Annotated in this window: 9 protein-coding genes; 3 read left to right on the top strand and 6 right to left on the bottom strand. The window is 70.4% G+C overall.

Going from position 1 to position 12,227, the window contains the following annotated elements; all coding sequences use genetic code 11:
* Window positions 1–144: 144 nt before the first annotated feature.
* The gene (proP, locus tag IFT90_RS05310) at window positions 145–1,674 is read right to left on the bottom strand and encodes a glycine betaine/L-proline transporter ProP (RefSeq protein WP_192041247.1); all 1,530 of its coding nucleotides are present in this window, start codon (window positions 1,672–1,674) and stop codon (window positions 145–147) included.
* 270 nt (window positions 1,675–1,944) lie between these two features.
* On the opposite strand from proP, the gene valS reads away from it, so the two are divergent.
* Both valS and IFT90_RS05300 read left to right on the top strand, forming a co-directional pair.
* On the top strand, window positions 1,945–4,569 hold the full coding sequence (gene valS, locus IFT90_RS05305) for a valine--tRNA ligase (RefSeq protein WP_244644740.1): 2,625 nt from the start codon (window positions 1,945–1,947) through the stop codon (window positions 4,567–4,569).
* Window positions 4,569–4,823, top strand: coding sequence for a hypothetical protein (locus IFT90_RS05300; protein ID WP_192041246.1), 255 nt, complete (start codon window positions 4,569–4,571; stop codon window positions 4,821–4,823). The genes valS and IFT90_RS05300 overlap by 1 nt, the downstream gene beginning before the upstream one ends.
* A 49-nt stretch (window positions 4,824–4,872) precedes the next feature.
* Here IFT90_RS05300 and IFT90_RS05295 read toward each other — a convergent pair whose 3' ends face one another.
* Window positions 4,873–5,727 carry a methyltransferase domain-containing protein gene (locus IFT90_RS05295; protein WP_192041245.1) on the bottom strand — a complete coding sequence of 285 codons (855 nt, stop codon included), beginning with the start codon at window positions 5,725–5,727 and terminating at the stop codon, window positions 4,873–4,875.
* A gap of 35 nt (window positions 5,728–5,762) precedes the next feature.
* On the opposite strand from IFT90_RS05295, the gene IFT90_RS05290 reads away from it, so the two are divergent.
* The gene (locus IFT90_RS05290; protein ID WP_192041244.1) at window positions 5,763–7,835 is read left to right on the top strand and encodes a M3 family metallopeptidase; all 2,073 of its coding nucleotides are present in this window, start codon (window positions 5,763–5,765) and stop codon (window positions 7,833–7,835) included.
* Window positions 7,836–7,922: 87 nt separating this feature from the next.
* Here the strand turns inward: IFT90_RS05290 and clpX are convergent, their stop codons facing one another.
* The 4 genes from clpX to tig all read right to left on the bottom strand — a co-directional run bounded on the left by clpX (window position 7,923) and on the right by tig (window position 12,193).
* Complete coding sequence (clpX, locus tag IFT90_RS05285; protein WP_123548231.1) at window positions 7,923–9,203, bottom strand: ATP-dependent Clp protease ATP-binding subunit ClpX; 1,281 nt, start codon at window positions 9,201–9,203, stop codon at window positions 7,923–7,925.
* 161 nt (window positions 9,204–9,364) lie between these two features.
* A complete protein-coding gene (locus IFT90_RS05280; RefSeq protein WP_123548230.1) occupies window positions 9,365–10,027 on the bottom strand; it encodes an ATP-dependent Clp protease proteolytic subunit in 663 nt (220 codons plus the stop codon).
* A gap of 40 nt (window positions 10,028–10,067) precedes the next feature.
* A complete protein-coding gene (locus tag IFT90_RS05275) occupies window positions 10,068–10,655 on the bottom strand; it encodes an ATP-dependent Clp protease proteolytic subunit (protein WP_123548229.1) in 588 nt (195 codons plus the stop codon).
* Window positions 10,656–10,870: 215 nt separating this feature from the next.
* Window positions 10,871–12,193 carry a trigger factor gene (tig, locus tag IFT90_RS05270; protein ID WP_123548228.1) on the bottom strand — a complete coding sequence of 441 codons (1,323 nt, stop codon included), beginning with the start codon at window positions 12,191–12,193 and terminating at the stop codon, window positions 10,871–10,873.
* Window positions 12,194–12,227 lie beyond the last annotated feature (34 nt).

The following is a 12,227-nucleotide window of genomic DNA, read 5'->3' as shown; positions in this document are numbered from 1 at the left end:
GCCGCGCCGCCCTGCCGCGCAGGCCGCCCTGCCGCGCAGGGCCGCGCCGTTGCGCCGACACCCCCGAGAACCGCGGAGACCCCTCGGCGCGCGCACGGGTGCGCGCGGGTCCGAGGGGTCTCGACGTGACGGGGGCGCGGGGCGCTAGGCCTTCGCGGACGCCTCGTCGTCGACCGGCGGGCGGACGACCTGGATCGGCCCCGACTCCGCGAACGCGAGCGCCCAGTCCGACTTCGACACGTCGCTCGACTCGTCCGAGTACGCCGCGATCAGCTCCTGGGCCTCGGCGTCGGTGGCGACGGACGGGCCCGAGCCCAGCAGCGGCTCGTTGGCGGTCTCCTTCGTGAACGAGACGGCGACGAGGCCGATCACCGCGGCGGCCATCAGGTAGAACGCGGGGATGTCGTGGGCCCAGCCGAAGCCGCGGCCCTCCGCCCAGACGACCAGCGCCTCCGTGGCGAGGGGGGTGGTCCCGCCGAAGAGCGACACCGACACGTTGAACGCGATCGCGAGTGCGCCGTAGCGGATGATCGTCGGGAACAGCGCGGGCAGCGTCGAGGGCATCGTCGACGTGAAGGTGACGAGCACGAGGCCGAGCACGAGCAGGCCCGCGAACGACAGCACGCCGTTGTCGCTCTGCACCATGCGGAGCGCCGGGAACGACAGCACCAGGAACCCGATGCAGCCGGCGAAGAGCACGGGCCGGCGACCGAAGCGGTCGCTGAGCCGCCCGCCGAACGTGATGACGAGCATCATCAGCACCATCACCACGATGATGAAGAGCAGCCCGCTCGTGGCGTCGCGGCCGAGGGTGTTGGTCAGGTAGGTCGGCATGTACGACAGCAGCATGTAGTCGGTCACGTTGAAGACCAGCACGAGGCCGACGCAGACGATGAGCGCACGCCAGTTCTCGCGGAACAGCTTGAGGAACGGGACCTTCTGGTGCTCGCGCTCCGACGCCTCCGCCTGCTGCTTCTGGAACGCGGGGGTCTCCTCGAGCTTGAGGCGCAGGTAGAGGCCGATCAGACCGAGCGGCCCGGCGACGATGAACGGGATGCGCCAGCCCCAGCCGAGCAACGCCTCCTCGCTCAGGCCGAGCTGCAGGGCGGTCACGAGGGAGGCGCCGAGCACGTAGCCGCCGAGGGTGCCGAACTCGAGCCACGAGCCCATGAAGCCGCGGCGCTTGTCGGGCGAGTACTCGGCGATGAAGGTCGCGGCGCCGCCGTACTCGCCGCCGGTCGAGAAGCCCTGCAGGAGGCGCGCCAGCAGCAGCAGGATCGGGGCCCAGATGCCGATGGTCGCGTACGAGGGGATGAGGCCGATCGCGAGGGTGCCCGCGGCCATGAGGATCATCGTCATCGCGAGCACCTTCTGCCGGCCGATGCGGTCGCCGAGCGGGCCGAAGAACGCGCCGCCGATCGGGCGGACCACGAACGCCGCGGTGAAGGTGCCGAAGGTGAAGAGGATGTTGAGAGCGTCGTTCCCGGGCGGGAAGAAGACCTGCGCGATGGTCGTCGTGATGTAGGCGTAGACGCCGAAGTCGAACCACTCCATGGCGTTGCCGAGCGCGGCGGCGCTGACGGCGCGCTTGAGCATCGACTCCTCGACGACGGTGACGTCGTCCGTGGTGAGCTCGCGGCGCGCGGCCTTCGGGCTGTTCTTGCGGGCAGACATGTGTCGGGATACCTCCGGGTGGTCGGACGGAGCGCGACCACGGTGTCGGGCAAAACCGGACGAGGCTAACAGAGACCGGCATGTCAGATCCAGTGCAGTGCTCGCAACAGTGCCCTGACCGCATCTTTCCTCGCCGACGACCACGACGCCTCCTGCACTGCCGCCTCGTGGCCACCCCGGTCGCGGCCCCCGCCGCGCGTACACTGGGGCAGTCCCACAACCAGGCGCCTCCCCACCGACACGGCGCCGCCCACAGAACCGGAGCAGCCCATGACGTCACCGATGCCCGAGAAGCCCGCCCTCGAGGGGCTGGAGGCCCGCTGGGGCCAGGTCTGGGAGGAGTCGGGCACCTACCGGTTCGACCGTGACCAGGCGACGCGCGCCTCCGTGTTCTCGATCGACACCCCGCCGCCGACCGCGTCGGGCAGCCTGCACATCGGCCACGTCTTCAGCTACACGCACACCGACGTCAAGGCGCGGTTCGAGCGCATGCGCGGCGCCAGCGTCTTCTACCCGATGGGCTGGGACGACAACGGCCTGCCGACCGAGCGTCGCGTGCAGAACTTCTACGGGGTGCGCTGCGACCCGTCGCTCCCCTACGACGCGTCGTTCACGCCGCCCTTCGAGGGCGGCGACGGCAAGTCGGCCAAGGCCGCCGACCAGCTGCCGATCTCGCGCCGCAACTTCGTCGAGCTCTGCGAGCGCCTCACCGTCGAGGACGAGAAGCAGTTCGAGGACGTCTGGCGCACGCTCGGCCTCTCGGTCGACTGGACGCAGAGCTACCGCACCATCGACGACCGCTCGCAGGCGATGGCGCAGAAGGCGTTCCTCCGCAACCTCGCCCGCGGCGAGGCCTACCAGGCCGACGCTCCCACCCTGTGGGACGTCACCTTCCGCACCGCGGTCGCGCAGGCCGAGCTGGAGGACAAGGAGGTGCCGGGTGCCTACCACAAGCTCGCCTTCCACCGCACCGACGGCGAGGGCGACGTCCTCATCGACACGACGCGTCCCGAGCTGCTCCCCGCCTGCGTGGCCCTCGTCGCGCACCCCGACGACGAGCGCTACCAGGCCCTCTTCGGCACCACCGTGCGCTCGCCGCTCTTCGACGTCGAGGTCCCTGTGGTGGCGCACCACCTCGCCCAGCCCGACAAGGGCTCGGGCATCGCCATGGTCTGCACCTTCGGCGACACCAACGACGTGGTGTGGTGGCGCGAGCTGCAGCTGCCGAACCGTGCCGTGATCGGCTTCGACGGCCGCTTCGTCAGCGAGGCCCCCGCCGCGATCGAGTCGGAGGCGGGCCGAGAGGCCTACGCCCAGCTCGCCGGCAAGACGGTCTTCAGCGCCAAGGCCGCCATCGTCGAGCAGCTGACCGCCTCGGGCGAGCTGATCGGCGAGATCCGGAAGATCTCGCACCCCGTCAAGTTCTTCGAGAAGGGCGACAAGCCGCTCGAGATCGTCTCGACCCGCCAGTGGTACATCGTCAACGGCGCCCGCGACGAGGCCCTGCAGCAGTCGCTGCTCGAGCGCGGCCGCGAGGTCGGGTTCCACCCCGACTTCATGCGCGTGCGCTACGAGAACTGGGTCAACGGCCTGAACGGCGACTGGCTCATCTCTCGCCAGCGCTTCTTCGGCGTCCCCCTGCCCGTCTGGTACCCCCTCGACGCCGACGGCAACCCCGTCTTCGACGACGTCATCGTGCCCGACGAGGCGTCGCTGCCCGTCGACCCGTCGAGCGACCCGGCCCCCGGCTACGACGAGTCGCAGCGCGGCGTGCCCGGCGGGTTCCAGGGCGAGCTCGACGTCATGGACACCTGGGCGACCTCGTCGCTCACGCCCCAGCTCGCCGGCGGCTGGGAGGCCGACCCCGAGCTGTTCGAGCTCGTGTTCCCGTACTCCCTGCGCCCGCAGGGCCAAGACATCATCCGTACCTGGCTGTTCTCGACGGCGCTCCGGTCGCAGCTCGAGCACGGCACGGTGCCGTGGACGGACGCGTCGATCTCGGGCTTCATCGTCGACCCGGACCGCAAGAAGATGTCGAAGTCGAAGGGCAACGTCGTGACGCCCGCCGCGATGCTCGACGACCACGGCTCCGACGCAGTCCGCTACTGGGCCGCCTCCAGCCGGCTCGGCACCGACGCGGCCTTCGACCCGCAGAACCCGAAGCAGATCAAGATCGGCCGACGCCTGGCGATCAAGGTGCTCAACGCGGCCAAGTTCGTGTACTCGTTCGAGCTCCCGTCGGGCGAGTTCTCGATCACCGAGCCGCTCGACCGCGACCTCCTCGCGTCGTTCGCCGCGGTCGTCGACACCGCGACCGAGGCGCTCGAGGGCTACGACCACGCCCGTGCGCTCGAGGTCACCGAGAAGTTCTTCTGGACCTTCTGCGACGACTACCTCGAGCTCGTCAAGGAGCGCGCCTACGGGGCGACGACTCCCGCCGAGCAGGCCTCGGCCGTGCTCGCCCTGCGCACGACGATCGACGGCCTGCTGCGCCTGCTCGCGCCGTACCTGCCGTTCGCGACGGAGGAGGTGTGGTCGTGGACGCACGACGACTCCGTCCACCGCGCCTCCTGGCCCACGGCTGACGAGCTCGGCGATGTGGGGTCGCCCACCGGCCTGCTCGGCCTCGTCGGCGAGGCGCTGATCGGCGTCCGCCGGGTGAAGTCCGACGCCAAGGCCTCGCAGAAGACGCCGGTCGTCTCGGCGACGATCTCGGCCCCGGCCGCGCAGCTCGAGGTGCTCCGCGGGGCGGCCTCCGACCTGGCCGCCGTGGGCAAGATCCAGTCGCTCGACTTCGTCGAGGGCGAGTCGCTGGCCGTGACCGCGATCGAGCTGGGCGAGCTGCCGGAGGCCCCTGCGGCGGCCGGCGCCCCGACCCCGGCTGCGGGCGCCTGATGCAGCTCGGCACGCGCTGGAGCGTGGGAGGCGCGGCTCCGGCCAGCCTCCCCGCCCCCGTGCTCGGCGCGGTCGCCCAGGTCGAGCGCGAGCTCGCCGACGAGGGCGTCGACGCATCGTCCTGGCGCTGGACGCTCACGTACCTCGAGCACCGGCCCGTCGTCGAGCTCGACGACGGCACGGTGATCCGCGTCGACGCCGTCACGGGCGAGGCACGCGTGCACGCCCCCGACGACGGCCCCGACGAGGACTAGCCCGGGCCGAGCACCCACCTCCGCGTTCTCGAGCTCGCCGAGACTCGGGTCAGGCTCGGGCGACGATCTCGCCGTGCGGCATGAGCAGCCACCCGTCGGGCGCGTCACGCCACGCGCGCCACGCGTCCGCGATCGCGTGCAGCTCGGCGTCGGTCGCGACGCCCTTCGCGATCGCGTCCCCGTGGAACGCCGACTCGGTGGCGCGCGCGGCCCAGCTGTCGCCCCACCAGGTGCGCTCCTCGTCCGAGGCGAAGCACCACGAGGAGGCGGTGCTCACGACCGCCTCGAGGCCGGCCTCGAGCGCCCAGCCCTTGAGGCGCCTCCCGGCGTCGGGCTCGCCGCCGTTGCCGCGGTGCACCTGCTGGTAGACCTCCATCCACCGGTCGAGGCCGGGCGACTCCGGGGCCCAGACGGTGCCGTGGTAGTCGACCTCGCGCACGGCGACGACTCCCCCGGGCCGAGCGACCCGACGCATCTCGCGGAGCGCGCCGACGGGATCCGCCACGTGCTGGAGCACCTGGTGCGCGTGCACGACGTCGACCGTGTCGTCGTCGAAGGGCAGCTCGTACAGGTCGGCCGTGACGAACTCGACGTTCTCGACGCCACGCTCGGCTGCGAGCTCGGCGGCCTGCGCGACGATCCCGGCCGCCGCGTCGACCCCGACGACGCGCCCCGGGGCGATCCGCTCGGCGAGGTCGACGGTGATCGTGCCCGGCCCGCACCCGACGTCGAGCAGCGACAGCCCGGGGCGAAGGTGCGGCACGAGGTAGGCGGCGCTGTTCTCGACCGTGCGCCACGCGTGGCTCCGCAGCACGCTCTCGTGGTGCCCGTGGGTGTACGTCGCGCGCGGTGCGGCGGGTCCGCCCGGTGCGGTCGGCTCGCGCCGTGCGGTCGGTTCGCTCATGTGCCCGACCCTAGCGAGCCTCCTAGTGTGGGCGGATGACGAACCCGTTCCTCGAGCCGAGCTCCCTGCCGTACGCGCTGCCGCCCTTCGCCGAGATCACGGACGGCGACTGGCTGCCCGCCTTCGAGGCCGGCCTCCAGCAGCAGCGAGCCGAGCTCGAGGCGATCGCGACGAACCCGGCCGAGCCGACCTTCGCGAACACCCTCGAGGCGCTCGAGCACAGCGGGCGGACCCTCGCCCGCGTCGAGCACGCGTTCTTCGACAAGGCGTCGAGCGACTCGAACGACGTCACGGACGCCCTCGAGCTCGAGCTCGCCCCGCGGCTCGCCGCGCACGCCGACGCGATCCGCCTCGACCCGCGACTGTGGCGACGCCTCGACGCCCTGCACGCCCGACGCGACCAGCTCGACCTCACGGCCGAGCAGCGCTACCTGCTCGAGCGCACCGTGGCCGACTTCGTCCGTGCCGGCGCTGCGCTGGACGACGACGACAAGGAGGCGCTGCGACAGCTGAACCAGGAGCTCTCGACCCTGACGACCCGCTTCGAGAAGGCGCTGCTGGCCGACACGAACGACCTCGCGGTCGTCGTGCACGACCCTGCCGAGCTGCGCGGCCTCACCGAGGGCCAGCTCGGGACGGCAGCCGAGGCGGCACGGGAGCGCGGGCTCGAGGACGCCTGGGTCGTGTCGCTCGTGCTGCCCACCGGGCACCCGCTGCTGGCGTCGCTCGACGACCCGGCGCTGCGGGAGCGGGTGATGGCCGCCTCCCTGTCGCGCGGACGGCGGGGCGGCGAGCACGACACCCGTGCGCTCGTGCTCGAGATCGCCCGGCTCCGGGCCCGGCGCGCCGTCCTGCTCGGGTTCCCGGACCACGCCTCATGGGTGACGGCGGGCGAGACGGCCGGCAGCCCGGCAGCCGTCGCCGAGCTGCTCGGCCGGCTCGCGGTGCCCGCGGCGCGGAACACCGCCGCCGAGCTCGCCGATCTGCGCCAGCTCGCCGCGAGCGAGGCGGGAAGCGGCAGCGACAGCGACACCGACACCGACACCGACCAGGTCCGCGCCTCCGACTGGGCCTGGTGGGCCGAGAAGGTCCGTGCCGAGCGCTTCGACGTCGACACGGCCGCGATGCGCGACTACTTCGAGGCCGACCGCGTGCTGCACGACGGCGTCTTCCACGCCGCCTCCCGCCTCTACGGCCTCGAGTTCGCCGAGCGGCGGGACCTCGTCGGCCCGCATCCGGAGGCTCGGGTCTTCGAGGTGACCGAGAACGGCGGCGCGCCCGTCGGCCTGTACGTGCTCGACCTCTACACCCGCGACTCGAAGCGCGGCGGGGCGTGGATGAACCCGCTCGTGTCGCAGTCGGACCTGCTGGGGCTTCCGCCCGTCGTCGTCAACAACCTCAACGTCTCGAAGCCCCCGGCCGGCTCGCCGACCCTGCTCACGCTCGACGAGGTGACGACGCTGTTCCACGAGTTCGGCCACGCCCTGCACGGCCTGCTCGCCCGGGTCACCTACCCGTCGTTCTCGGGCACGAACGTGTTCCGCGACTTCGTGGAGTTCCCGAGCCAGGTCAACGAGATGTGGATGCTCTGGCCGGAGGTGCTCGAGAACTACGCCGTCCACCACGTGACGGGTGAGCGGATGCCGCGCGAGCTGGTCGAGAAGCTCGTCGCCTCGCGCACCTACGGGGAGGGCTTCGCGACGAGCGAGTACCTCGCCAGCGCCCTGCTCGACCAGGCGTGGCACAGGCTCTCGCCCGAGCAGGCCGACCGGGTCGACGACGTCGAGGCGTTCGAGCAGGAGGCGCTGGCCGCGGTCGGCCTGGACCTCGCGCAGGTGCCCCCTCGCTACTCGAGCACGTACTTCGCGCACACCTTCTCAGGCGGCTACGACGCGGGCTACTACTCGTACATCTGGAGCGAGGTGCTGGACGCCGACGCCGTCGAGTGGTTCGAGGGGAACGGCGGGCTGAGCCGCGAGGCGGGCGACCGGTTCCGGGCGCGTCTGCTCGGCGTCGGCGGGTCGAAGGACCCCCTCGAGGCCTACCGCGACTTCCGTGGCCGCGACGCTCGGGTCGAGCCGCTGCTGAAACGCCGCGGCCTCGTCTGACCCTTCCGCATCGGTGCCCCTCGCAGGGGAGAACGCCCTGGACGACAGGTGTCCAGGGCGTTCAGGAGGTGCGTGGAGGCCGTCGGACTAGGCCGATTTCTCGACGCGCTCGTCCACGAGACGGGGAACGATCGTCGGCGCCGCGTTCTCGAGCACGGAGGCGCGGGTCACGACGACCGTGCCGACGGTGTCGTCGGAGGGGACGTCGAACATGATCGGCCCGAGCACCTCTTCGAGGATCGCCCGGAGGCCACGAGCACCGGTCTGGCGCAGGACGGCGAGGTCGGCGATCGACTCGAGAGCCTCGTGCTCGAACTGCAGCTCGACCCCGTCGATCTCGAACATGCGCTGGTACTGCCGCACGAGGGCGTTCTTCGGCTCGGTGAGGATCTGCATCAGGGCGGCCTGGTCGAGCTGCGTCACCGTCGTCACGACAGGGAGGCGCCCGATGAACTCGGGGATCAGCCCGAACTTGTGCAGGTCTTCAGGGAGGACCTCACTGAAGAGGGCCGCCTCGTCCTCCTTGCTGTGCAGGGGGGCGCCGAAGCCGATGCCGCGCTTGCCCGCGCGGTTCGAGATGATGTCCTCGAGGCCGGAGAACGCCCCGGCGACGATGAAGAGCACGTTGGTCGTGTCGACCTGGATGAACTCCTGGTGCGGGTGCTTGCGACCGCCCTGGGGAGGCACGGAGGCGACCGTGCCCTCGAGGATCTTGAGCAGCGCCTGCTGCACGCCCTCGCCCGACACGTCGCGGGTGATCGACGGGTTCTCGGCCTTGCGCGCGATCTTGTCGATCTCGTCGATGTAGATGATGCCCGTCTCGGCGCGCTTGACGTCGTAGTCCGCCGCCTGGACGAGCTTGAGCAGGATGTTCTCGACGTCCTCGCCGACGTAGCCCGCCTCCGTGAGGGCAGTCGCGTCCGCGACGGCGAACGGGACGTTCAGCCGCTTGGCCAGGGTCTGCGCGAGGTAGGTCTTGCCGCAGCCCGTCGGGCCGATCAGCAGGATGTTGGACTTCGAGATCTCGACCTCGTCGGCGAGGGACTCGGCCGCCGTCAGCGTCGACGCGGCGCGGATGCGCTTGTAGTGGTTGTAGACGGCCACGGAGAGGGCGCGCTTCGCGGCGTCCTGCCCGATGACGTACTCCTCGAGGAACGAGTAGATCTCGCGGGGCTTGGGGAGGTCGAACTCGCTCGTGGGCTCGTCGCCCGCCTCGGCCAGGCGCTCTTCGATGATCTCGTTGCAGAGCTCGACGCACTCGTCGCAGATGTAGACGCCGGGACCGGCGATCAGCTGTTGGACCTGCTTCTGGCTCTTGCCGCAGAACGAGCACTTGAGCAGATCAGCGCTCTCACCGATGCGTGCCATGCCCGGCCTCCCTACGAGATCGTCGTCGCCCCCTGTCGGACGACGTGCACCGAGCCTAACCCGATCCCCCGACACTCCGGGACCGACCTGCGGCCCGGACGCGACGGAGCCCCGGGCAGCTCGCCCGGGGCTCCGTCGTCGTGCTCGCGACGCGTGGTCGGCTAGCGCGTGAGCGCTGGCTGGTTCTTGCGCGAGGTCAGCACCTGGTCGACCAGGCCGTAGGCCAGGGCCTCGTCGGCGCCCAGGATGTTGTCGCGCTCGATGTCGCGGTTGACCTGCTCGGGCGTCTTGTTCGAGTGCTTGGACAGCGTCTCCTCGAGCCAGGTGCGCATGCGGAGCACCTCTTTGGCCTGGATCTCGATGTCCGACGCCTGGCCGCCGCTGCTGCCGCCGGTCGCGGGCTGGTGGATCAGCACGCGGGCGTTCGGCAGGGCGAGGCGCTTGCCGGGCTGGCCGGCCGCGAGCAGGACCGCGGCCGCGGAGGCAGCCTGGCCGAGGCACACCGTCTGGATCTCCGGACGGATGTACTGCATCGTGTCGTAGATCGCCGTCATGGCCGTGAACGAGCCACCGGGCGAGTTGATGTACAGGGTGATGTCGCGATCGGGGTCCATGCTCTCGAGCACGAGGAGCTGCGCCATGATGTCGTCGGCCGAGGCGTCGTCCACCTGCACGCCGAGGAACACGATGCGGTCCTCGAAGAGCTTGGCGTACGGGTCCTGGCGCTTGTAGCCGTAGGCCGTGCGCTCTTCGAAGCTGGGGAGGATGTACCGGGAGCTGGGGGTCTGCAGTCGGCCCGCGCCGCCCATCATCGGGAGTTCCATGAGTGTGTCTCTTTCTCTGCTGACGATCGGGGAGGGAGGTCTACGACTGGTCCGTGCCGGCGCCGCCGACGACGTCGGTGGCCGAGCCGCGGATGTGGTCGACGAAGCCGTACTCCAGGGCCTCCTCGGCGGTGAACCAGCGGTCGCGGTCGCCGTCCTCGTTGATCTGCTCGACGGTCTTGCCCGTCTGGGCAGCGGTGATCTCGGCCAGGCGCTGCTTCATCGAGAGGATGAGCTGGGCCTGCGTCTGGATGTCGGAGCTGGTGCCGCCGAAGCCGCCGTGCGGCTGGTGCAGCAGGACGCGCGCGTTGGGCGTGATGTAGCGCTTGCCCTTGGTGCCGGCCGTCAGGAGCAGCTGGCCCATCGAGGCCGCCATGCCGATGCCCACGGTCACGATGTCGTTCGGCACGAACTCCATGGCGTCGTAGATCGCCATGCCGGCCGTGATCGACCCGCCGGGCGAGTTGATGTAGAGGTAGATGTCCTTCTCGCTGTCCTCAGCGGCGAGGAGCAGGAGTTTCGCTGCGATCTCGTTGGCGTTCTCGTCCCGCACCTCGGAACCGAGCCAGATGATGCGGTCCTTGAGAAGTCGGTCAAAAACACTGTTGGGCAGTGTCACGTCGGCCATGGTGGAGCTCCCATTCGTTGTCGCTTGTCGTCGAATCTATCCGGTGGAACGCACGGGTTCCGGGCTGTTCGCCCACGGCAATAACTTCCGCCCCCCGCTGACCAGACCGAGCCGAGGAGGCGCGGGTGCAGTCCGGGAACGACGGAGGGGCGGGTGCACCAGCACCCGGCCCTCTCGACGTCAGCGCCTCATCGGCGCCGACGTGTCAGCTCAGCTCACGCGTGGTCGTGACCCTCGTGGTCGTCGTCGCCGCCGACGCCCGCGGTGGCGGTGAAGGCCGACAGGTCGACCTCCTTGCCCTCGCCGTCGACGACCTTGGCCTTCGACAGCACGACCGCCAGGGCCTTGCTGCGGGCGACCTCGCCGACCATGGCCGGGATCTGGCCGTTCTGGTCGAGCACCTTGATGAACTCGCCGGGCTCCATGCCGTACTGGGCGGCGCCCTGGATCAGGTACTGGGTCAGCTCGTCCTGCTCGACCTTGACCTCTTCCTTCTCGGCGATCGCGTCGAGGAGGATCTGGTTGCGGAAGGCCTTCTCGCTGCTCTCGGTCACCTCGGTGCGGTGCTCGGCGTCCTCGAGGCGGTTCTCCTGCTCGAGGTGGCGGTGCACCTCGTCCTCGACGAGCTTCTCGGGCACGGGGATCTCGACGGACTCGAGCAGCTTCTCGACGACCTGGTCGCGCGCCTGGGCGCCCTGGCCGAACGTCTTCGACTTGGCCAGCTGCTCCTTGAGGTCGCCCTTGAGCTCGTCGATGGTGTCGAACTGGCTGGCGATCTGCGCGAAGTCGTCGTCGGCCTCGGGGAGCTCGCGCTCCTTGACGGCGGTGACGGTGACGGCGATCTGGGCGGTCTCGCCCTCGCGGTCGCCGCCGAGCAGCTTCGACTCGAACGTGGTGCTCTCGTCGGCGGTGAGCGACTCGAGCGCCTCGTCGATGCCCTCGATGAGCTCGCCGGAGCCGAGCTCGTACGACACGCCCTGGGCGGTGTCGACGGTGTCGTCGCCGATCGTGGCGGTGAGGTCGATCTGGACGAAGTCGCCGGTGGTGGCGGGACGGTCGACCGTGACGAGCGTGCCGAAGCGCGTGCGCAGGTTCGACAGCTCCTCCTCGACCTCGTCGTCGCTGATCTCGACCGAGTCGACGGTGAGCTCGATGCCCTCGTAGTCGGGCAGGTCGAAGTCGGGACGCACGTCGACCTCGACGGCGATGGTCAGGTCGCCCGAGAAGTCCTTCACGTCGGGCCACGAGACGACGTCGGCCTCGGGGCGGCCCAGGACGCGGATCTCGGTCTCGGAGACGGCCTCGCGGTAGAACTTGTCGAGGCTCTCGCTGACGGCGTGGTTCAGGACCTCTTCGCGACCGACGCGCTGATCGATGATGGGCGGCGGCACCTTGCCCTTGCGGAAGCCGGGGATGTTGATCGACTCCGCGATGTGGCCGTAGGCGTGCGTGACGCTGGGCTTGAGCTCGTCAGGGCTGACGACGATGTTGAGCTTGACGCGCGTGGGGCTGAGCTTCTCAACGGTGGTCTGGACCAATGTGGGGCTTCTCCTGTGTTGGTGGTGCTGAACT

This window comes from Frigoribacterium sp. CFBP 8766 (assembly GCF_014841435.1).
Taxonomy (GTDB): domain Bacteria; phylum Actinomycetota; class Actinomycetes; order Actinomycetales; family Microbacteriaceae; genus Frigoribacterium.
The sequence above is the reverse complement of the archived record's forward strand: the minus strand, read 5'-3'. Positions and strand labels throughout refer to the sequence as shown.

Coding starts and splice junctions, on each gene's coding strand:
- IFT90_RS05280 (WP_123548230.1), bottom strand. CDS start 10,027: ATGGAACTCCCGATGATGGGCGGCGCGGGCCGACTGCAGACCCCCAGC.
- IFT90_RS05295 (WP_192041245.1), bottom strand. CDS start 5,727: ATGAGCGAACCGACCGCACGGCGCGAGCCGACCGCACCGGGCGGACCC.
- clpX (WP_123548231.1), bottom strand. CDS start 9,203: ATGGCACGCATCGGTGAGAGCGCTGATCTGCTCAAGTGCTCGTTCTGC.
- proP (WP_192041247.1), bottom strand. CDS start 1,674: ATGTCTGCCCGCAAGAACAGCCCGAAGGCCGCGCGCCGCGAGCTCACC.
- valS (WP_244644740.1), top strand. CDS start 1,945: ATGACGTCACCGATGCCCGAGAAGCCCGCCCTCGAGGGGCTGGAGGCC.
- IFT90_RS05300 (WP_192041246.1), top strand. CDS start 4,569: ATGCAGCTCGGCACGCGCTGGAGCGTGGGAGGCGCGGCTCCGGCCAGC.
- IFT90_RS05290 (WP_192041244.1), top strand. CDS start 5,763: ATGACGAACCCGTTCCTCGAGCCGAGCTCCCTGCCGTACGCGCTGCCG.
- IFT90_RS05275 (WP_123548229.1), bottom strand. CDS start 10,655: ATGGCCGACGTGACACTGCCCAACAGTGTTTTTGACCGACTTCTCAAG.